The 22362-nt window shown below is 30.7% G+C and carries 19 protein-coding genes and 1 pseudogene; 13 read left to right on the plus strand and 7 right to left on the minus strand.

Annotated elements, in window-relative coordinates; genetic code table 11:
- The first annotated feature begins 103 nt into the window (after positions 1-103).
- Both ABD816_RS07055 and ABD816_RS07060 read left to right on the plus strand, forming a co-directional pair.
- Complete coding sequence (locus tag ABD816_RS07055; RefSeq protein ID WP_344925938.1) at positions 104-2275, plus strand: endonuclease MutS2; 2172 nt, start codon at positions 104-106, stop codon at positions 2273-2275.
- A gap of 609 nt (positions 2276-2884) precedes the next feature.
- Complete coding sequence (locus ABD816_RS07060) at positions 2885-3670, plus strand: carboxypeptidase-like regulatory domain-containing protein (RefSeq protein ID WP_344925939.1); 786 nt, start codon at positions 2885-2887, stop codon at positions 3668-3670.
- Between the two features lie 219 nt (positions 3671-3889).
- Here ABD816_RS07060 and ABD816_RS07065 read toward each other — a convergent pair whose 3' ends face one another.
- Complete coding sequence (locus ABD816_RS07065; RefSeq protein WP_344925940.1) at positions 3890-4249, minus strand: hypothetical protein; 360 nt, start codon at positions 4247-4249, stop codon at positions 3890-3892.
- A 142-nt stretch (positions 4250-4391) separates the two neighbouring features.
- Between ABD816_RS07065 and ABD816_RS07070 the strand changes: the two genes are divergently transcribed.
- The 3 genes from ABD816_RS07070 to ABD816_RS07080 all read left to right on the plus strand — a co-directional run bounded on the left by ABD816_RS07070 (position 4392) and on the right by ABD816_RS07080 (position 9321).
- The gene (locus ABD816_RS07070; RefSeq protein WP_486303646.1) at positions 4392-4574 is read left to right on the plus strand and encodes a hypothetical protein; all 183 of its coding nucleotides are present in this window, start codon (positions 4392-4394) and stop codon (positions 4572-4574) included.
- A gap of 306 nt (positions 4575-4880) precedes the next feature.
- Positions 4881-7382, plus strand: coding sequence for a PIG-L family deacetylase (locus ABD816_RS07075; RefSeq protein WP_344925943.1), 2502 nt, complete (start codon positions 4881-4883; stop codon positions 7380-7382).
- A 241-nt stretch (positions 7383-7623) separates the two neighbouring features.
- Complete coding sequence (locus ABD816_RS07080) at positions 7624-9321, plus strand: sodium:solute symporter family protein (protein WP_344925944.1); 1698 nt, start codon at positions 7624-7626, stop codon at positions 9319-9321.
- 99 nt (positions 9322-9420) lie between these two features.
- On the opposite strand, the gene ABD816_RS07085 is transcribed toward ABD816_RS07080, so the two are convergent.
- A complete protein-coding gene (locus ABD816_RS07085) occupies positions 9421-9753 on the minus strand; it encodes a hypothetical protein (protein WP_344925945.1) in 333 nt (110 codons plus the stop codon).
- 757 nt (positions 9754-10510) lie between these two features.
- Here ABD816_RS07085 and ABD816_RS07090 point away from each other — a divergent pair.
- On the plus strand, positions 10511-11491 hold the full coding sequence (locus ABD816_RS07090; RefSeq protein WP_344925946.1) for a Gfo/Idh/MocA family protein: 981 nt from the start codon (positions 10511-10513) through the stop codon (positions 11489-11491).
- 204 nt (positions 11492-11695) lie between these two features.
- On the opposite strand, the gene ABD816_RS07095 is transcribed toward ABD816_RS07090, so the two are convergent.
- Positions 11696-12538: a DUF2911 domain-containing protein gene (locus ABD816_RS07095; protein WP_344925948.1), complete on the minus strand. Its 843-nt coding sequence runs from the start codon at positions 12536-12538 to the stop codon at positions 11696-11698.
- A gap of 121 nt (positions 12539-12659) precedes the next feature.
- On the opposite strand from ABD816_RS07095, the gene ABD816_RS07100 reads away from it, so the two are divergent.
- From ABD816_RS07100 to ABD816_RS07125, 6 genes are all read left to right on the plus strand, one after another.
- Positions 12660-13322, plus strand: a complete 663-nt coding sequence (locus ABD816_RS07100) for an MIP/aquaporin family protein (RefSeq protein WP_344925950.1) — start codon at positions 12660-12662, stop codon at positions 13320-13322.
- A gap of 79 nt (positions 13323-13401) precedes the next feature.
- Positions 13402-13758, plus strand: a complete 357-nt coding sequence (locus ABD816_RS07105) for a hypothetical protein (protein ID WP_344925951.1) — start codon at positions 13402-13404, stop codon at positions 13756-13758.
- A gap of 318 nt (positions 13759-14076) precedes the next feature.
- Positions 14077-14571 (plus strand): SRPBCC family protein, encoded by a 495-nt coding sequence (locus tag ABD816_RS07110; protein ID WP_344925952.1) that lies wholly within the window; start codon positions 14077-14079, stop codon positions 14569-14571.
- Between the two features lie 16 nt (positions 14572-14587).
- Positions 14588-15286, plus strand: coding sequence for an SDR family NAD(P)-dependent oxidoreductase (locus ABD816_RS07115; protein WP_344925954.1), 699 nt, complete (start codon positions 14588-14590; stop codon positions 15284-15286).
- A 150-nt stretch (positions 15287-15436) separates the two neighbouring features.
- Positions 15437-16750 carry a cryptochrome/photolyase family protein gene (locus ABD816_RS07120; RefSeq protein ID WP_344925955.1) on the plus strand — a complete coding sequence of 438 codons (1314 nt, stop codon included), beginning with the start codon at positions 15437-15439 and terminating at the stop codon, positions 16748-16750.
- Positions 16751-16885: 135 nt separating this feature from the next.
- On the plus strand, positions 16886-17281 hold the full coding sequence (locus ABD816_RS07125) for a SnoaL-like domain-containing protein (protein ID WP_344925957.1): 396 nt from the start codon (positions 16886-16888) through the stop codon (positions 17279-17281).
- A gap of 60 nt (positions 17282-17341) precedes the next feature.
- Here the strand turns inward: ABD816_RS07125 and ABD816_RS07130 are convergent, their stop codons facing one another.
- From ABD816_RS07130 to ABD816_RS07145, 4 genes are all read right to left on the minus strand, one after another.
- Positions 17342-17959: a porin family protein gene (locus ABD816_RS07130; protein WP_344925959.1), complete on the minus strand. Its 618-nt coding sequence runs from the start codon at positions 17957-17959 to the stop codon at positions 17342-17344.
- A gap of 441 nt (positions 17960-18400) precedes the next feature.
- Entirely contained in the window at positions 18401-19849 is a 1449-nt protein-coding gene (locus ABD816_RS07135) for a M1 family aminopeptidase (protein WP_344925962.1), read from the minus strand.
- A gap of 38 nt (positions 19850-19887) precedes the next feature.
- Positions 19888-21153: a radical SAM protein gene (locus ABD816_RS07140; protein ID WP_344925964.1), complete on the minus strand. Its 1266-nt coding sequence runs from the start codon at positions 21151-21153 to the stop codon at positions 19888-19890.
- 68 nt (positions 21154-21221) lie between these two features.
- Complete coding sequence (locus ABD816_RS07145) at positions 21222-21392, minus strand: hypothetical protein (protein WP_344925965.1); 171 nt, start codon at positions 21390-21392, stop codon at positions 21222-21224.
- Positions 21393-21597: 205 nt separating this feature from the next.
- On the opposite strand from ABD816_RS07145, the pseudogene ABD816_RS07150 reads away from it, so the two are divergent.
- Positions 21598-22305, plus strand: a pseudogene (locus ABD816_RS07150) (IS1595 family transposase); the annotation flags it as partial.
- Positions 22306-22362: the final 57 nt, after the last annotated feature.

Raw genomic sequence — 22362 nt, forward strand, 5'->3', positions numbered from 1 at the left:
ATTCGTATGATAAAAAATATAGTAATTGTTTATTTTTGTCCAGTTGTAAAAATAAAATAAATAAGATCAAAAATAAATATCTTCCCTAAAAAAGGGTAATTGTATGATTCGAATTTCAGAAAAGACACTTAAAGACCTAGAGTTTACTATAGTACTCAATCACTTAGCAGAATTATGTAATACTGATTATGGTAAATTAAAGGCATTAAAAATCATTCCTTTACCCACAAAAGAAAAACTACATATCTCATTACAGCAAGTATATGAATATAAATCTTCTTACCTGCATGATTCTAAAATACCTAATCATGGATTTGATGCCATAGATAAAGAAATCCAGCTATTAGGAATTGATAATACTTTTCTGGAAAGTTTTCATCTAAAAAAATTAATATCTATAAGTGTAACAACAAATGAGTTACTTTCTTTTTTCCGTAAATTTAAGGAGCTATACCCCATTTTACATAAAACATCATCAGAAATTACATTTACTAAAGAGATTAGTAATCTTATAGAAACGGTCGTTGATAAATTTGGAGAGATTAAGGATAATGCTTCTTCCTCTTTATTAATTATAAGAAAAGAAATTAACGAAGTACAGGGTAAACTGAATGGAAGTTTTGGCAGAGATCTCAGTCGATACAATGGTTTTGGATATCTGGATGAAATCAAAGAGAGTGTAGTTGATAATCGTAGGGTATTAGCGGTAAAAGCCATGTACAGACGTAAAGTAAAAGGTGCTATTATGGGTAATTCCAAGACAGGAAGTATTGTCTATATAGAACCAGAAGCTACCTTACAATACAGCAGAGCGCTTAGTAACTTAAAGTATGATGAGCGAGAGGAAGTCGTGCGTATTTTAAAAAATCTAACAAATCAACTCAGACCTTTTACTGAACTTTTACAAGACTACCAGGAATATCTTAGTGACATAGATGTTATTTCTGCAAAGACAAAATATGCCAATCGATTAAATGCTGTATTACCAAAAATATCAGAAGAACGAGAATTAACTATAAAAGATGCGTATCATCCTTTACTCTTTCTTAATAATCAGGCTAAAGGAGAAAAAACATATCCACAAACGATCACATTAGATCCTACTAGTAAAATCATAGTTATATCAGGACCTAATGCCGGAGGAAAAAGTATTACCTTAAAAACAGTAGGATTGTTACAAATCATGTTACAGAGTGGAATGCTAATCCCGGTTCATGAATATAGTCGAGTCTGCCTTTTTGATACCATCCTGACAGATATTGGAGATAATCAATCCATAGAAAATCATCTCAGCACCTACAGCTATCGATTAAAAAATATGAATTATTTTCTTCGGAAATGTACCGATAAAACACTATTTCTAATTGATGAATTCGGTACAGGTAGTGACCCTGAACTTGGTGGTGCCCTGGCAGAAGCCTTTTTAGAAGTATTTTATGAACGTAATTCTTATGGCATTATCACTACGCATTATGCCAACCTAAAAATGCTGGCAAATGAATTACCAAATATGACGAATGCTAATATGCTTTTTGATGGTAAAACCTTAGAACCTTTATTCAAATTACATCTGGGAGAAGCAGGGAGTTCTTTTACCTTCGAAGTAGCCCAAAAAAATGGAATCCCCTATAGTCTTATAAACAAAGCAAAGAAAAAAGTAGCCAGAGGTAAGATTCGTTTTGATAAAAGTATTGCTGATTTACAAAAAGAACGGTCAAAGCTACAGAAGGTAACGGCTTCTTTAAAATCTAAAGAACTAAAAGCCCAAGAAGAAAAAGAACGATTGGACAAAACCAACGAAAGAATACAACAAAAATTAGAAAGCTATCAGGAACTTTATGACAGCAACCAACGAATGATCTATTTGGGACAGAAATTAAATGAGATTAGCGAAAAATACTTTCATAATAAAAAAAAGAAAGCGCTTATCGATGAGTTTATGAAAATTGTACAGGTAGAAAATTCTAAAAGAAAAAAGCAGACGATCAAACAGCAAAAAATTGTGAAAGCTAAAGAAAAAAGGGTCGTCAATGAGGTTGAGAAAAAAGTAGAAGTTATTAGAGTAAAGAAAAAAGAAGAAAAAAAGAAAGAAGAGAAAGTAGCTGCTGCAAAACCAAAAGTTGTATTAAAAGTTGGAGACAGAGTACGTATGATTGATGGTAAATCCATTGGTACCATAGATTCTTTAGAAAAGAAAAAAGCAATTGTTAATTATGGTCAGTTTACAACTAATGTAGCAATTGATCAATTAGAATTTGTAGAGCGCAAAAAATAAGGATCTGTAAATTAAACTCTATCTGGATTAATTTCTTAAAGATATAAGATTGCTTTTATACTCTCTTTTATTACCTCTCATAGGTGTATTTAGATTTATAATAAAGCATTTAAATAGCACCTAAATCATGCTCTGAAAAACACTATCTACCAGGTATATTGCATATAACTTATAGCTAAAATAATTGAGCTCTTGAGAAGCCCAAAATTTTTATTTGAATATGCCTAAAGTTTTCCTTACAAATTTTTGAACAGGCATTTCTCGATAGTTTAAATATTTCTAAAACATACTTTCAAATTCATTACATACAAAGCCAGTTGTAATCGTATCTCAACGATACGATCTACTTATTTTTATCTTCTTCGATTGTAAACACTATGCTCGATGTTTACATAAATAGCCTTTGGTAATTTTAAAACAAGTCATTTTCGCTATCTAGTCCCATAAATTCAGTAGCAAAACTTAAGCTTATCAGCGCCAAATCGCTCATCTCAAGTTGACGCATTTTGACAGGATAAAAATTGTTTTATTGATAATTTTTGTAATACTTCCAATATTCTTTAGTCATTTGTTTTTAAGTTGTTCATAACTATAAATCATTTAAAACTAATGAGGTTTTTTCTTTTATTCTTAACAATGATTTTCTTTCAATTTATGTGGTCTCAGGATTTAAATAAATCAAAGAAAATAATTGGAGAAATTGTGCATGAAAACCTAAACCTAGAAGGAATACATATTATAAATAAATCTGATTCTACATTCACTATTACTGATGCAAGAGGCAGATTTAGCATTCTCATCAAAAAAGAAGATACTCTAAGCCTTTCAGGAATTAGTTTTAAAACCAAAGATATTGTAGTAAATAAAGAAGAGTACAAAAGAGGATATTTAAAAATCAATTTAGAAGAAACTATAAATGAATTAGATGAGGTTTTAATTAAGCCCTATGCCTTAAATGGAAATCTTTTGAAAGATTTGAATAAAGTGCCATATAAAAAAAATCTTGAATCTGAAGATTTTGGAATACCTGGTTCTGATGGTATTACCGAAGAAAGAATTGTTTCAATAGGAGAATCCTTAAACTATGGATTTATAACAAAAATTGAAATAGAACCTCTTTACAAACATGCAAGTGGATATTATAAAACGTTAAAGCAAAAGAGATTTTGGGATGAAGAAAATAAATTAATTAGAGAAATAGTTGAATACTTTGGATATGATTTTTTTCTTAACGTCTACAACATAAATAAACAACAAGTATATGGATTTGTATTATATTGCTTAGGAGTTAGTAAATTAAAATCTCAATTCAAAAAAAATAATTATCATTTGGTTATTACCACTTTTAAAAATTGTTTGATAAATTACCCAATTAATTCTAATATTTCAAAGTAAAGAATTTAACAAAAATCTCAAAGAATAGCCATCTTTCTAATAATAACAGACTTTTAAAACATTATTTACCAAAATAACTTTTTTCTTTGTAATCCTAATGTACAACGGGTGCTATTATATATTTCATATAACAACCTCATTAATTAAACACCAAATCATAAACAGCCTCGAATTTTCTGTATCCGAGACTGTCTTGATAGTTTCCACTAAATTGTATTATTAATTTCTTCCAGCCAATAGAACAAAAGAATTATTAGAAACCGGAGAGACACTATAATCTTTAATGTTTTTTAATGTTTTTAAGTATTTCTCAGCTTCTGCAAACGCCAGTGCCATAGCACTTAATTCTGAGTTATCATCTACAACAATAATCTTGGAAATACGATCTCCCGTATTATATTCGATAGTTACTTTCCATTTCTTCACAGAGTGAAAGTTTCTAGATACTAAGACACCTTCTTCCTTTACTTCTTTTTTCTCCTTTTTCGATTTTTCCTTTTCCGTAAGAGGTGTTTTTATGAGGTCTGATGCATTCATAAAAGATGCACAAAGCATCGCTGTTGCTAATAAGAGTTTCATATTTATGAGTTTTTGATTCGTGTAAAACGAATATACATAAATATTTTGATTAATCAAATATTTTTTTAATAAAAATTTATATGTATATTTAAAAATTATTAATCATTTTTCACGAATGAATAACAGGAAATTAAAAAAGCTTTTGAAACAAAGCAAGGGACGAAAAACAGTATATGGTCTTTCAAAAATACTAGGGATTAGTCCCCAAGCTGGAGACTATGTAGTGAAGAAAAAAAATCTCGCAAAGGATTACGAACGACTACAAAAAATTGCAGATTATATGGAAGTGGATATTAAGGATATCGTTGATTACAAAAAGAAATAATCTTATGATTTAATATACTATCAAACGCTATACGCACCTCTCCTTCTTGTTAAAGTATCCTTAAACCTAAATCCTCAGGATTTTATCTTTTTATATTTGACCAACAGCTTGATTGAGTTTTAATAGACTAATCGTATTTTAAGCTGTAAATAAGATTTAGGTATATTAATCTCTAATTCTAATGATACGCATACATCTTATTTAGTTTTTTGGTTTTCTCAATTTTTTATCAAAACTCGTGATTAAATAAAGCATCCTATGATGACTTACTATTTCTAATAGCAATAAAAAATCAGTTTCAATACAATGCAAAAACTACTTCTTGTTCTAACTTTTTCTATTTTTTCTCTATATCTGGTCAAAGCGCAACAGCCTAAAAAGCCCACCAGTATAGAAATCCATAATGCCATTCAAAAGCTCAATTTTTTAGGTTCTGTTCTTTATGTAGCCGCGCATCCTGATGATGAGAATACACGATTGATTTCATATATGGCTAACGAGGTTAAGGCTAGAACTGCATATTTATCTCTGACCCGAGGTGATGGAGGACAAAATTTAATTGGACCGGAAATACGAGAATTATTAGGTGTCATTAGAACACAAGAGTTAATTGCTGCACGTCTTACTGATGGAGGGGAGCAATTATTTACGCGTGCTAATGATTTTGGATACTCTAAGCACCCGGATGAAACATTAGCAATTTGGGATAAAAAAGAGGTATTAAGTGATGTTGTATGGGCAATCAGAAAATTTCGACCAGATGTTATTATTAATCGTTTTAATCATAGAACACCAGGAACCACACATGGTCATCATACATCTTCCGCAATGTTAAGTGTTGAAGCTTTTGACATGGTTTCAGATAAAAAGGTATATCCTGATCAATTACAATATGTATCAGCATGGCAACCAAAAAGACTATTTTTCAATACTTCTTGGTGGTTTTATGGAAGCAGGGAAAAATTTGAAAAAGCAGATAAAACAAATCTTTTATCATTTGATATAGGAACATATTATGCTGATTTAGGGCTCTCTAATACTGAGATTGCATCACTGAGTAGAAGCCAACATAAATCGCAAGGATTCGGAAATACTGGCACCAGAGGTTCTCAACAAGAGTATGTAGAATTAATTAAAGGGGAATTACCAAAAGATAAAACTAATATCTTTGAAGGTATAGATACCTCTTGGAATAGAATTAAAGGTGGAAAAGCAATTGGAGACATCTTAGTTAATGTAGAAAAGAACTTTAATTTTCTAAATCCTGCTTTATCAATTCCACAATTAGTGACGGCCTATCAACTAATACAGCAACTGGATGACCAGCACTGGAAAAATATAAAGTCTAAAGAAATAAAGGATATCATAGCAGCAACTGCTGGATTATACCTGGAAGCTGTTTCTTTAGAATCAAATGCAACTAGAAATAGTAATATTAACATTAAAATAGAAGCTATCAATCGCAGTTCTACACCTATAAAATTAACATCCATTCAGATCCGTAATTTAGGTATTAACGACACTACCCAAGTCACTCTGGCAAAAAATCAAAGAAAAGAATATGAGTTAACTGGAAGAATTTCTAAAGAAGAAGCATACACAACTCCCTATTGGTTGATGGATAATGGAACACTAGGAATGTATACTGTTACTGATCAAAAACTAAGAGGTATTCCAGAAACTAAGCATCAAATTACCGCTAACTTTAATGTAGAAATTGAAGGAATTACTATACCTTATCAAAAGGATATTGTTTTTAAAATGAATGATCCTGTCAAAGGAGAAGTATATAAGCCTTTTGAGATTATTCCTGAGGTTTCTGTAGGGTTATCCGATAAGGTGATCATCTTTGCAGATGGTACAAGTAAGGATATACCTGTACATATCACTACTAATAAAAATAATGTTTCAGGTATACTAACACTACAAGTGCCTACTACATGGAAAGTTACTCCTGAGCGTGTTCCTTTTGATGTTAGTCAAAAAGGAGAAGAAAAAATAGTACTATTTTCTGTAACTCCGCCAGATACACAAAATGAAGGCTTTATACAACCAACGGTTACAATCAAGGATAAAACATATAATGAGGAAATAATCACTATTGATTATGATCATATCCCTTTTCAAACCGTAGTAACCCCGGCTTTATCAAAAGTAGTCAAATTAGATATCAAGAAAAAAGGACAGAATATTGGATACATAGAAGGTGCGGGAGATGTTGTACCCGAAAGTTTGCGACAAATAGGTTATAAGGTTACCACTATTCCTGTAACTTCTATATCTGAAGCTTCATTAAAATCATTTGATGCTATTGTTGTAGGAATCAGAGCTTATAACACTGTCGAAACATTAAAATTTAAACAACAATATCTTCTGAAATATGTAGAAAACGGAGGTAATTTGATTGTTCAATACAATACGAACCGCAGACTTAAAGTTACTGATAATCTTGGTCCTTTTCCTTTACAACTATCACGAGATCGGGTCACTGATGAAAATGCCGCAATCACTATGTTAGCAAAAGATCACCCTATATTGAATGTGCCTAATAAAATTACTAATCAAGATTTTGAAGGATGGGTTCAAGAGCGAGGACTCTATTTTCCTAATGAATGGGCAAAAGAATACACTCCAATACTTGCAACTAATGATAAAGGAGAGACAGAAAAAAAAGGAGCTTTATTAGTAGCCAACTATGGGAAAGGCCACTATATATATACAGGATTAAGTTTTTTTAGAGAATTTCCTGCAGGTGTATCAGGTGCCTATCGTCTATTTGCAAATATGTTATCTTTAGGAAAACAATAATTATAGTAATTAAAAAGTATGAGCGAGTCTAAAGAAAAAGTAATTTGGAAAAAAACATATACTGCCTTATTAGTTACTAATGTCTTATACTTAGGATTCTTTTATTGGATTATGACTTTGTATGCGTAAAAAGTTATAATAGTTACGCAATTAGAAGCTTATTAAAAGTACGTTAGAATTAAAGTATAACTTGAATCAAAGTCTAAAATTAACAATCTACAACAAATAACTAGTATAATAAATGGAACTTATTGATTGGATCGTACTTGGCGGAACATTACTTTTTATTGTCTTATATGGATCCTGGAAAACCAAAGGAAGCGCTACCGTACAAGACTACATACGCGGAGGGAATGAGGCAAAATGGTGGACTGTAGGTTTATCGGTCATGGCGACACAAGCAAGTGCTATTACGTTTCTCTCTACTCCGGGACAGGCATTTCATAGTGGACTGGGATTTGTACAATTCTATATGGGAATGCCTATTGCTATTATCATTATATGTATCGTTTTTATTCCTCTCTTTCATAGATTAAAAGTTTATACCGCATATGAATATCTGGAAAGTAGATTTGATCTAAAAACAAGAACACTTGCTGCTTCTTTTTTTTTAATACAAAGAAGTCTGGCAGCAGGAATTACTATTTTTGCACCTTCTATCATTTTATCCGCAGTTTTAGGCTGGGATCTAACCATGCTCAATATAATCATAGGATTACTAGTCATTATCTATACGGTTTCTGGTGGAACGAAAGCTGTAAATGTGACACAAAAATACCAAATGGGCATTATTTTTTCGGGAATGTTTATCGCTTTCTTTTTAGTTATCAGTTATTTACCTGACAATATTACGTTCTCGAGAGCTCTGGATATTGCAGGAGCTAGCGGTAAAATGGATGTACTCAATTTCTCATTTAATCTAAATGATCGATATACCATCTGGACAGGTATCCTAGGAGGAACTTTTCTATTCTTATCTTATTTTGGAACAGATCAAAGCCAGGTACAACGATATTTATCTGGGAAATCATTAAAAGAAAGTCAAATGGGACTTTTGTTCAATGGGTTTCTAAAAGTACCTATGCAATTCTTTATTTTACTGGTAGGGATTATGGTTTTTGTATTTTATCAGTTTAACCAAGCACCTCTTAATTTTAATCCCGCTGCTAAAGAAGTTGTGATGACTTCTCCTTATAAAGAAGAATATAATACTTTAGAAAATACATTAAAAAAGATACAAGAAGAAAAAGCAACATTTATTACCAATCAAATCAATACACAGGGAGCAGAAAGCATACAAACACCTGAAGCTAAATCTCATATCCAAAATCTTACTGACGCTGAACTAAAAACACGAGAGGCTGCAAAAATAATAATTACAAAAGCTGACCCTTTAATAGAAACCAACGATAAAGATTACGTTTTTATACATTTTATATTAAACAACCTTCCTAAAGGACTTATTGGTTTACTATTAGCTGTAATCTTATCCGCTGCTATGTCATCTACAGCTTCAGAATTAAATGCATTAGCATCCACAACCACTATTGATTTATATAAACGAAATGTGAGTCAACAAAAAAGTGAACAACACTATGTTAAAGCCACTATGGTTTTTACCTTAATGTGGGGAGTATTAGCTATTCTAGTTGCCTGTTTTGCTAATTTATTTGATAATTTGATACAGCTCGTTAATATTATAGGTTCCATATTTTATGGTAATGTTTTAGGAATATTCTTGCTTGCATTTTTTATTAAATTCGTAAAAAGCAATGCTACTTTTATAGCTGGTATCATAACACAGCTTATCATTATTTTTGTTTGGTGGATTGATATACTTCCATTTTTATGGCTCAATGCACTTGGTTGTGGTATTGTTATACTTTTGGCAATCATCATACAACTATGCCTACCTGACAAAAAAGCCTTAGTAGCTTAATCCAAATTAGAGGTTTATAACTTATTTTTGAGTTATCGATATAAAAAAATCCAGTATAAAACTGGATTTTTTATTTTTTTTTATAAGACTAAAAATACTTCAATGATGTATTATAGCTTCTGTAAGATAGGAAGAAAGATTTCTCTGAAACATCTCATATGCTTCGACAATTCCATCTACTTTTTCTCTAATATTCTTAGAAACATCTACGGATCCCTTTACAAGATTTCTTGTAGTATCAATTGATTGTTTTAGTTCTCTCCCATTACCATTAAGCTCCCTATACTGTTCATACATATCTGGAGTGCACGGCTCACATTTATAAGAATGAAGTTCGCCAAGCATAGAAGAGATCTCCTCTCCCATCCGATGTAATTTAGAAAAATGTGTTTGTCGATTAATCGATTCGTACTTTGATAACTGGCTTCTCATAAGTAATAGGTTTTTAAAAGGTTCTTAAATATAGGGAAAAAACCCTGTAAATTAACAATAGTTTTACAAAAATTTATTAATTCTTAATCTTTATAAAACTAAAAATGAGACTGATTTACAAAATTATAACCTAAATTTTTAAATTCTAAATCTAACTTGCTTAGCTAACGAACTACAGGGATCCAAGGGTATGGACTATCAAAACAATACCACTTTGCTATAAGCATTATAAAACAAGTCTCTTTTATCCTAATTCTATGCCTTATGCGCGATGCAGAGTCTTGAGGAATTCTATTCATTAAAACATCCCCTTTGGTCCATATGTCTATAACACAAGGACACCTCAAAATACAATAAATAACATAAAAAAATCTTAAATAATAGTTAACTTACTGTAATTAAACACAATAACTTTGTGACATGACATGATAACATAACAGAAATAAAACAATCATTATAAAATAATTTCTTAAGAATTTATATAAACTACATTAATTTTTTTACCTTATTCTATTGATTCACTATAGTCATTTAGCTAATATTTTTCATCTCAGAAACGATTCAATCTTCTGGGTTCTTTTTTATCAACAACTATCATCTAAGAAGTAACAGATGATTCGGTATATTTGTTATTGGTATACAGAATATCTTCCTCAGGGTCTAATGATTTATAGATTTTATTCATCATCTGTATTTCATCTTCAGAAGTAAGCTTGAGTACCTCCTATACATTTCCTTTATAATAGAAATACATAAAATGAGTGATACAAAATATATTAATTGGGGAATTATGGGGTGCGGCACTATTGCACATAAATTTGCAGAAGATTTATGTAAGATACCCACAGCATTAGTATATGCTGTTGCTAGCAGGGATCTTAAAAAAGCAAATGATTTTGGTCGACTCTATAATGCATATTCTTGCTATGGTAGTTATGAAGAATTAGTAAAAAACACTGAAGTTGACGTCATCTATATCGCAACACCTCATGTATTCCATTATGAAAATACACTCTTATGCTTAGATCATAAAAAAGCAGTACTGTGTGAAAAGCCTTTTGCTATGACAATAAAACAGGTCAGAGAAATGATACGTATTGCACAGAAAAATCAAGTTTTCTTAATGGAAGCTTTATGGACTTATTTTTTACCTCATTACACCTATGTATTAGAAATTATAGCATCAAAGAAACTAGGAAATGTATTACATCTTAAAGCTGATTTTGGTTTTGTAAGCAATTCATCTCCTGAAGAACGATTATTTAATAAAAAATTAGGTGGTGGTAGCTTGTTAGATGTAGGTATATATCCATTATTTGCTGCTTTAACAATTTTAGGTTATCCAGATCAGATCCAAGCTAAAGCTTATTTTGGAGATACAGGAGTAGATGAAAATTGTAGCGTAGAACTAAGCTATAAGAATGGAAGAAAGGCTTCTTTGTACAGCTCTATTACTAAAAAAACGAAGACAGAAGCAATCATCACATTAGACCAAGGCAAAATCATCGTGCATAGTCGTTTTCATGAGCCTTCATCTGTAACAATTATTAAAAATGAAACTTCTGAATTATTACAATTTCCTGTTGATACACACGGATATAGTTTTGAAGCTGTCCATGTACAACAAATGCTGACTCTTCATCGTACAGAAAGCACGGTGATGACTTTTGAAAAAAGCTTACAACTTATAGCTTTGTTAGATACTATCAGAGAAAAAATTGGTTTGTATTACGAGTGAATTAAATCAATTCATGGTACGAGATATAAGAGACAAGAATCCCTTTACCTTGTTTCTTAACTCCATATCCCTAATTTTATACGCTACACTCAAGACAAAGCTTTGAAGAAATTCTCTTAATTAAATCAATTACTACCGATTATATGAACAAAAAAACCTGACAGCTTTCTAAAGCTGTCAGGTTTATATTTATATAAAGCTATTTTATTTAGCTCCCCATTCTGCCAGAGAATCTTTGTTCATTTTTACATAATCGGCATTACCTGCCTTTTCTGCAAGTGTTAATGAAGTTTTTGCAGCTTTTATAGCTCCATCCTTATCTCCTGTTTTAGCATAAATCAAAGATTGTTGTCTATGATACCAAAAAGCAGGTTCTTTGCTAGAAGCAACAGCTTTATCAATATGTTCCTTTGCTTTTGTATATTCTTCTATTTCTTTATAAAATACTGCAGCCTTGTAATGATCATTCGCAGAAGGCCCTGCCATTACCGCTTCTATACTAGCTAATGTAGTTTCTTTAGTAGGTACTTCTATCTTGACCGCAGCCTCTGTATTTTCCCATAAAAAATTCAATGTGGCTCCGTTCATTGTAAAATCGCTAAACATAATTGTAAAGGTTTCTACATTCATAGGAATTTTATTCACCTTCACAGTTGCTTTAGCAGCTACTTTAGCTTCATCCCATTCTTTTGGAATTCCCCAATTCGTATTATCTGTATAAAAAATAACCTCCCAATTCTCTTTACCTGGTTTAGTAAAAACAGCGTAGGTTCCTTTTTTTAATTCCTTACCTTCTACTTTTACATCTTCACTAAAAGTAATCTCAGTATTCTTATTAGCTCCTGTTCTCCAAAGTTTATCAAAAGGAACTAAATTTCCAAAAATAGTACGTCCCTTCATACTAGGGCGAGCATATGATACAGAAACATCTGTTAATCCAATTACCTGCTCTATCTTTGCAGAAGGACTTGGTTGCGGTGCTTTTACCTGAGCTTGTATTGCAAAGGATAATAAAGCAACAGATACAAATAAAATAATCTTTTTCATGGTGTTTAAATTTAGTCTACTAATTTGTGTTATTTCATACTAAATTAAGAATTACACATGCATTAAGAGTTAACAAAAACTTAAAATAAGGAATGCTATATTTGTCTATATAATAAAGAGCATGAGACATACATACATTTCGGAATTTATTGGAACTTTCTCAATGGTTTTCTGTGGTACAGCAGCTATGGCGATTAATGAAATAACAGGAGATATTACTCACGTAGGTGTTGCAACAACCTGGGGATTAATTGTAATGGCGATGATTTATGCTTTTGGAGATATTTCTGGGGCTCATTTTAACCCTGCCGTGACTCTTGCTTTTGCATATGCTAAAAAATTCGAATGGAAAGAAGTACCAAAATATATTAGTGTACAATGTCTTGGGGCAATTGCAGCCAGTAGTACCGTTTTATTTTTGTTTCCTAAAAGTGAATATCTGGGCGGAACAATTCCGGTACTGGATGATCCCAGAGCCTTTGTACTAGAACTACTTCTTACCTATTTCCTAATGCTAGTCATAATTAATGTATCTACAGGTTCTAAAGAAGTCGGTATGATGGCTGGTATTGCCATTGGTGGCGTCGTATTACTAGAAGCTATGTTTGCAGGTCCTATGACCAATGCGTCTATGAATCCCGCAAGATCATTGGGACCTGCGCTACTTTCTGGTCATTGGGAACATCAATGGTTGTATATGGTTGCTCCTATTATAGGTGCAATATTAGCAGTATTAACTTGTAAATTAATTAAAGCTGATAATTGTTGTAACTCTTGTAATTAATAAGTTTGAAATTTCCCTTTATAAATTTTTATTTTTGTTTAAATTAACATATTTTTAGATGAATTTAACAAACCTAAAAATGAATTTATACAAAAATGAGTTTTGTAAAATGGAGTTCTACACAAAATTTGTCATAATTACCTTCATTGAAGATTTTATTCTTACACTATCTTTAGCCAATCAAATTAGAGAAAAACTTTGTTCCTATTACGGAGATGAGAATTTTATAATGATAAACAACAGAGTCCATCCTTTAGAAATTTCTAAAGAAGTATACAAACACGGGCAGTTAGCTAATATGAAAGGACTAGCATTTGTATCCAAGCAAAAGACGGAAAGGGATAAAGCATTAATTGAACAACGAATGTTTGATAAATCTTTTGCTTTTTTTGAAGATTTAGAAAATGCAAAATCATGGGCAAATAGCTACTTTTAACCTAAATTTTAATGAAAAGATTAATCTTCATTTCATCTATTATTTATTACTACCAATACTCATTTTGATGTTCTTTGCTACTTATATTTATGTGCATTAATATAAATTAATAAACCAAAAAATAAATTTTTAAGGATATGTATAGATCACCATTTTTTAAAACTTACCTAAATCAATTTCTTTAGAAGTAACAAAACCATATTTGCTATATCAGTTTGTATTCTGATTCAATTATTAATTAAAAAAATAAGTTTTGTTTAACTATTATTATTATATATTAAACAAAATCATTGTACCTTTATAGCAAATCTATTGGATATGAAAATTTATACGTTACGAGCTAAGCAAAATCTTCCTATAAGTGTAGAAAAAGCCTGGGATTTACTTTCTAATCCTAAGAATCTGAAAACTATTACTCCAGAATATATGGGTTTTAAGATCATTTCAGGTGCAGATAGAAAAATGTATGCTGGTCAAATCATCCAATATATTGTAACTCCTATCGCAGGTGTAAAAAGTAAATGGGTAACAGAAATTACACAGGTAGTGGATAAAGAATATTTTGTTGATGAACAACGATTTGGTCCATATGCCCTTTGGCATCACAAACATTTTATTAAAGAGATACCAGGCGGTGTAGAAATGGAAGATATCATTGATTATAAAATACCTTTCGGAATTCTGGGACAATTAGTACATCCTTTTTTAGTAAAACCAAAACTCAAAGAAATATTTGAGTTCAGACGTAAAAAATTGATTGAGATGTATGGAACTCATGAAATACCAATAACAGAAGAAATTATTTTTAGCTAATACAAAACATTGAAAAATGAAAAAAAACATCTTATTAATAGGCGGTAGTCAAGGTATCGGATTTGAAATTGCATTAAAAATGTACCGTGAATATACGATATATGTTGCATCACGGACCTCAGAAAATTTAGGTAACCTTGATGTTACTCATATTCCTTATGATGCCACTACAGATGAGATAGATACTGCTGCCTTGCCAGAAATTATTGATGGCTTTGTATATTGTCCGGGAAGTATTAATCTCAAGCCATTTAAAATGCTTAGTCCAAAAGATTTTGAAAATGATATGCAGATCAATTTTTTGTTCTTAGTTCGTATCGTTCATAGTCTGCTACCAAGATTAAAAAAATCAGAACAAGCTAGCCTAATATTTTTTAGTACCGTTGCCGTAAAAGTTGGTATGCCATTTCACACCAGCATCGCAGCGGCAAAAGGAGCTATAGAAGGTTTTGCAAAAGCACTTGCAGCAGAATATGCACCGCAGTTCAGAGTGAATGTAATCGCGCCGTCATTAACTAATACTCCGCTGGCTAAAAGACTATTGGGTAATGATAAAAAGAAGGAAATGATGGATGCACGTCATCCATTAAAACGAGTAGGTGAAGCAGAAGATATCGCTAATATTGCTGTATTTTTACTTAACGATAGTAGTAGTTGGATTACAGGACAGATTATTGGTGTTGATGGTGGAATGTCTACTCTAAATGTTACTTAGTATCATCCCTAAATAATTATAGTGACATAACTGAAGTACTAAAGGTTAAAAAAATACTCTTAAAAAGTTATATTAATGTAATTTGTATTTTTAATTTTTATTAGCTAAAATGTATATTCGGGTTCAACACAATACTTTTTAATTTTTTATATGTCTAAAGAAGTTTCAATATTCTGGTTTCGTCGTGATCTAAGATTAGACGATAATATCGGATTACTAAAAGCGCTTAAAGGAACGCTTCCAGTGGTACCTATTTTCATTTTTGATAAAGAAATATTAGATCGATTACCCGCAGATGATGCGCGTGTATCTTTTATTTTTGAAACATTACAAAATATTAGAAAAGAACTACAAGATACATATGATAGTTCTCTTGCCATATATTACGGAAAACCTGAAGAAGTCTTTAACACTATAATAACAGAGGGTTCTTATGATATCAAAGCTGTGTTTACAAATCACGATTATGAACCTTATGCTAAAAAACGAGACGAAAACATAGAAAACTTATTGAACAAAAAGAATATTCTTTTTCATACCTATAAGGATCAAGTAATTTTTGAAAAAAGCGAAATCGTCAAAGCAGATGGAAATCCATATGTAGTCTATACTCCTTACAAAAATAAATGGAAGGAAAATTTTGATGCTACAGCATTAAAAATCCATAAAACTAAAGATTTTCTTGATTCATTGGTTAAAAATACACGATTACCTAATCTTTCTTTATCAGATATCGGGTGTATCACCTCTTCTATAAAAGTAAAAGCCTATCATATATCCGAGGATTTCATTGAAAATTATGAAGAAACTCGTAATTATCCGGCAAAAAACCACGGAACCTCTCGTTTAGGACCGCATCTAAGATTTGGTACCGTAGGAATTAGAACAATTATGAAAAAAGCGATTGCCGAGAAAAATGAAATCTTTTGGTCTGAACTGATTTGGAGGGAATTTTTTATGCAGATTTTGTGGCACTTTCCGCATACAAAAAATCAATCTTTCAGACCTAAATATGATCGCATCGAATGGCGTAATAATGAAGAAGAGTTTGAAAAATGGAAACAAGGAAAAACCGGATATCCATTAGTAGATGCAGGAATGCGAGAATTAAATCAAACCGGATTTATGCACAATAGAGTAAGAATGCTAGTTGCAAGTTTTTTATGTAAACATCTACTTATTGATTGGAGATGGGGTGAAGCGTATCTGGCAGAAAAGTTATTAGACTATGATATGTCTGCTAATGTAGGTAATTGGCAATGGGCTGCTGGTTCTGGGGTAGATGCTGCTCCGTATTTTAGAATTTTTAACCCAACTACCCAGATCACTAAGTTCGATAAAAAAATGGAGTATATAAAGCAATGGGTAACTGACTTAAATGAACTGACCTACCCTACACAAATGGTGGATCATAAAATGGCTAGAGAACGCTGTCTTAAAACATATAAAGAAGCAGTTGGATAAAACAGTAGCAACTCATTAAACACATAAAACAAAGATAACAAGATGTTTACGTTATAAAAATATTGGTTTTCATTATTGTTTTAATTATTTTTATTACATCATAAGCAACATAAAAGACCAATAAATTTTAATAGTATGAACGAACAAAAAACACAAATCTGGAATACATCAAAAGTAGCTAATCGCCTGGTTGAACTTTGTCGCATAGGTGAAAATATGCAAGCGATCAATGAATTATATGATCAAAATATTGTGAGTAAAGAGATGTCAGGAATGCCAAATGATGTGATCAGAGGTAAAGATGCTGTTATCAAAAAGACAAATGACTGGTATGCTACCGTAGAAGAATTTCATGGTAGCGAAATATCTGAACCTATGGTTGCAGACTCTCATTTTTCTTGTACTATGAAGATGGATTGTACTTTTAAAGGACAAGGGCGCATGAAGATAGAAGAACTTGCCGTTTACAATGTAAATAATGGCAAAATTACAGAAGAACAATTTTTTTATTCAATGCCTTCTTCTGAGTAGTTATAAATAAGGCTGAATTCCAGTCTTAAAAGTAAAGAAGAATTCAGCCTTTTTTCTATATTAAAATTTATATCCTGCAGAAAACTGAAGTACAGTATTACGCTGATCCACTCCTTCTTCGACATCAACAATTCCTGCTAATCCTACATAATATCGTGCTTGTAGAAAAAGTCCTATCTCAAACTGATATCCCAGCCCTACATTTACTCCGTAATCAATATCAGAAATAATATCGTTTACTTTTTCTTTAGTTCTCTCTGTAACTCCATTTTCTGTAGTCTTAGCCTCTAACAAAGCAGAAGTTAGCATCCCTATCTGTGGTCCTGCTTCTACATTAAATCCTGGTGTAAAATAATATTTTACCATCACTGGCAGAACAATATAATCTAATTTTAGTGTATGATCATCATACACACTATCTTCATCTAAAAATCTATGCCCTTGAAAAGAGTATAAAAGTTCAGGCTGTACACTTAGCATATATTCTATAACTGGTATGTCTACTAATACGCCCATATGTACCGAACCTCTCATATAATAAGTATCAGTCTCATCCCCAACTACATTGGCTCTATTCGTTCCTATTTTAAAACCGTACTCTATCGCTTCAGCTTGTGCATTAATTTTACTGGAAAATAAGGCTACCAGTAAAAAAGTGAATAGTAATTTCTTAGTCATAATATTTAATTTTTGGGGCAACATTTAATTAAAATTCCTGCATCGAACTATACATTTTTTATTACTTAAAAGCAAAACGTAGTATATCGAGGCAATTCTAAACGATGGCAAAGATGAGAAAATAAATTTAATTTTTAAATATCCATAGACATCTAGTAATAATACTGAATAATATTATTATAAATTGTTTCAAACCAACCAATTAATTTAACCCCTTATAAGTTCAGAGTGATCATTTAAATCTTAAACTAACTTATTTTCAGGGTAAATTAATAAAAAATAACTAAAAAATGGGACGATATATACTAAACCACCTAACATACAGTTATCAATATTCTAAGACATACCTGATATTGAAAAAATCAAATTCAACAGCGTAAACAAAAGGATTTAATGACTATAAAATGTAAAATTATATTCTTGTCAAATATTAAATAAAATTTAATTGAAAATAATCTTAAGATTATTTTTATCGTTTAATAACTTTAGGTAAGTTACTCCCTTACTACTAGTCTGATAAGAATATGATAGCTTATTTCTATCATATAAATTATCTAATGGAATTAATTCCCCATTTACAATATGTTTATCAAATAATTTTCCGAAATCTTTTCCATAATAATTACTAGCAACTTTTACGAAGTAATCTTTATCGATCGTTTGATTATTGTTTGTAGCATCATTTAAAATATCAAACATCAAATCATCTAAAGAATATTTATTGTCCGACTTATTCCTAATACTCAAATCAAGATAGAAAGCAAAAAGTGCACCTCTCCAATAAGGTATTTCTTCAATACCTTCATTATTCCAAAAACTGTCATAATTCAATTCATCATTTTTAATTTCATTATACTGAGATGAATTTAACAAATAATTGAACTCATTTATTTTTTTTATAAAAAATGATTCCATCTGATTTGAAAGACAATTTTTTGAAGCCAATTTAAAATGATAATATTCAGTAAAACCTTCACTAAACCAATATTGTTTTTCTTCATTTTTATTTTCAATTTTTACACCTATCCAATTGTGTAATAATTCATGATTTATTAAGTTAAGGATATCGTCTTTACTAATTTTCGAACTATCTCCAATTAAAGCCATAAAAGAATTTGTCAAACCCGCACCTATATAATTTATATCTTGATAGTTTGAAAGGGGAGTAAGAATTGTTGTATAATAATCTTGTGAATAATCATCCCAAAACTTCCGTTGGATTTTTATTACCTTAGTTACCAAATCTAATAAATAATTTCTCTCTATATTTTCCCATTCAACTGGCGAAGCGAACACTATTTTCTTATTATTAATGAAAAATTCATCTAATTGATAATCCCCTCCAATAAAAACTGATTGGTTAAACTTGTCACGTTCAATTCCTTTTATATTTTGGTGAGTTATATTTGAATTGAAACTATTATGAATTAAAAAGTCTTTATCAAAATTTTTCCAATGAATATCAATATCATAAATAGGATTCATACTCAGACTCGATGTTACAAATAAAGAAAAAGAAAGAATATGAAATCTTTCTTTACTGATAAATGGTCTAAAATAATTAACAAAGTCTATCTCTAAACTATTTTCTGAAGATATAATTAGATACGATACATTGATATAATTGAGACTATCAGCATGTTTTATTTGAATTAAGTCTTCTGATTCATTAAATAAAATTTCTGAATCCTCCTCTGTTCTAAAATTTTTGAAATGATTTTTCAAAGATTCTTCACCCCACATTGAGGAAGGAAAATTTAAATTAGTTACACCATTTCGTGAAGTTTGAAATTTAGCAAATACTTTAAGAGCTGGTTTTTGATTATAGCTCGATTGTTCAACTACATAGCTGATAGTTTCATTAGCTTTACTATAAAAAAAGGTAGACATGAATAAAATAATGTAAAATAACTTTGTATACATATTTCTTAAGAGCTAAATGATGTTAATTTCTTAAAATTTTCCGTGATAACTTCTTGATTAAAATCATTGTCAAAATTATCCAAAAATCCAACAACCTCCTCATAATCAATAGATTCAAATTTATCTTTATAAATCTCGGGGAGACTACTATAAATTGTATTTTGGATGTGAACAATTAGTTTAACGAAATCTTTACAATAAATTGATTCGTTATTAAAACCATTGACTGAACTATATCTTGAATAAATAGGTCCCCCTCCACAAACCTCTAGAATAGGACACTCCATACATTTATTGCATAAATATTTATGACTATTATAGTATAAATTTGCTAATTTTGTCTCCAAAGCTTTAGAAAAAGAATGATCTTTAATACTTGCTCCACTAACTGTAAAACCGTCACCGCATAATTTTAATGCGCCAACGACCTGAATATCACCGTTCGTTTCTATAACAAGATTTCCAACTTCATCTAAACCAAAATCCTCGTTTCCTGAATATTTAAAATTAAGTATTAGGCCGATAATAGAGTTAAACATAGTTATATTCATATTAGTCTGTTTTTTCTCCTTATACCAGATGTCAAAAATTTTAATCAACCAGTCAGAATATACTATTGACTTTTTTGTACTACTATTCTCCCAGGGTTTGCCTTCTGGGTTTAAATCTATATTTGCGTGAGGCCAAAGTAGATCAAAGTTCTTAACACGAAGATCTTTCATCAGGTTATAATACTTGATAGGATCGCTAGATGGATCTATAACACTAAGAATTCCTGGTTGGCTTTTTAAAAATTTTTGACCTATTTTTAAACCTTTCACCACTTTATCAAATGATCCTTTATTTTTATGGTCTACTCTATATTTGTCATTTATTTCTTTATAACCATCTAAACTTATACCTAGATAAATTTTCAAATTATTAAACAACTCACTCCACTTTTTGTCAATTAAAAGACCGTTTGTTTGCATAGCATACCTAGCTCTTATACTGTTTTTATTGAGAACTGTATTAGCTGTATTAACAAAGTTTATATAAAACTCTTTTTTTTGAAGCATCGGTTCGCCTCCGTGAAAAATAAAAGTAAAAATTTTCAAATTTTGTTCAAGACAATGCTCAAGTGTTCTATCTATAATTTTTATAAAAGTATCATCACTCATTAACTTAGGCTGATTAAGATATGTTTTATCTCCTAAATTATATACATAACAATAAGAACAATTTAAATTACACCTACTAGCAACTTTAATTATTAAGCTATTAACAATCATATTAAAATAAAGTTTAAAAATAAAAAAACAGCTCGCTGTAAATTAGAATAACTGCGAGCTGTAAAAAATCATGCATCAGGCCAATGTGGATCGATCCTTCTAAATGTTACTTTTGCATAATCAACCCTCTCTCCTCCTCGTATTTGAGCAGCTTGCAAATTACTTTCTAAAGCGTGATTTTTAAAATCATCTAAGTTTAAGCCTTTAGATGACAAGTCAATTTTAAATTTATTTTTCATAAGAAAAAATTTATCCCTACTCTTTGTTTAGCTTTTCGGGTATCGCTAATTATACATAACAATAATACAGCTTTTTAATTAAACACATCGAAAGGTTACTCGGAATTATTTTTCTTTTGGATTTGTTTCTTCGATTTACAATAAATAAATAAGAAAAAGCACTTTACTGACTCTCGAGTAGCTTAAGAATTTATCTCAAGAAATAATGTTTTCAATGACTACTACAAAGAAAGGATTTTCTTTTAAATAGAACCAGAAACAGCTTAGTTTGAAAATGGTATAAACCCGTTTAGGCTATGGTTCATAAACTACGTAAAGCGATGGGCAGCAGAGATGCTCGCTATATATTAGAAGGTATGATTGAAAAGGATGAAGGCTATTTACAGTTGAATCTTCTAAGGTAGAGCAACAAGAAATGAAAAAAGAGGTCGTGGCGCAGATAGAAAGCAAAATGTAATAATCATGGCTGAGTCAACTCTCTTAGAAGATCCTAAAATAAACAAGAAGGGTCGTTAATGTCGTTATTTTAAAGCTAAAGTATTTACAGATATAAGGCTGATGGCGTAAATGACATTGTCTAAGAATCTCTAGATGAACAAAGCATTGTTTTTACTGACAAGAGCACTTTATACGTTTATATTACTAATTTTGTAGAACTTTCTGTTAGCTAAAAATCAGATTTAGAAACTACTAAAGAGACTTTGAAATGGGTACATATACTATAAGTAATGCTAAACGAAATTAATTAGGAAACTATCATAAAGTAAAAAGTAACTACTTACAACTTTATCTAAACAAGTTGGTCTACAAGCTAAATCGAAGAAATTTTGAAGAAAAACTATTAGATAGGCTTGTTATAGCAACAATTATTGGATTACGAGTGAAAACGGACATTCGATTATTTTATCACTAAACCTCATAGACTAAGAAGATACACTAAAACTGAATGTATCCAAAACTATTTCCTACA

This window comes from Aquimarina addita, assembly GCF_039539305.1.
In the GTDB taxonomy this organism is placed as follows: Bacteria; Bacteroidota; Bacteroidia; order Flavobacteriales; family Flavobacteriaceae; genus Aquimarina; species Aquimarina addita.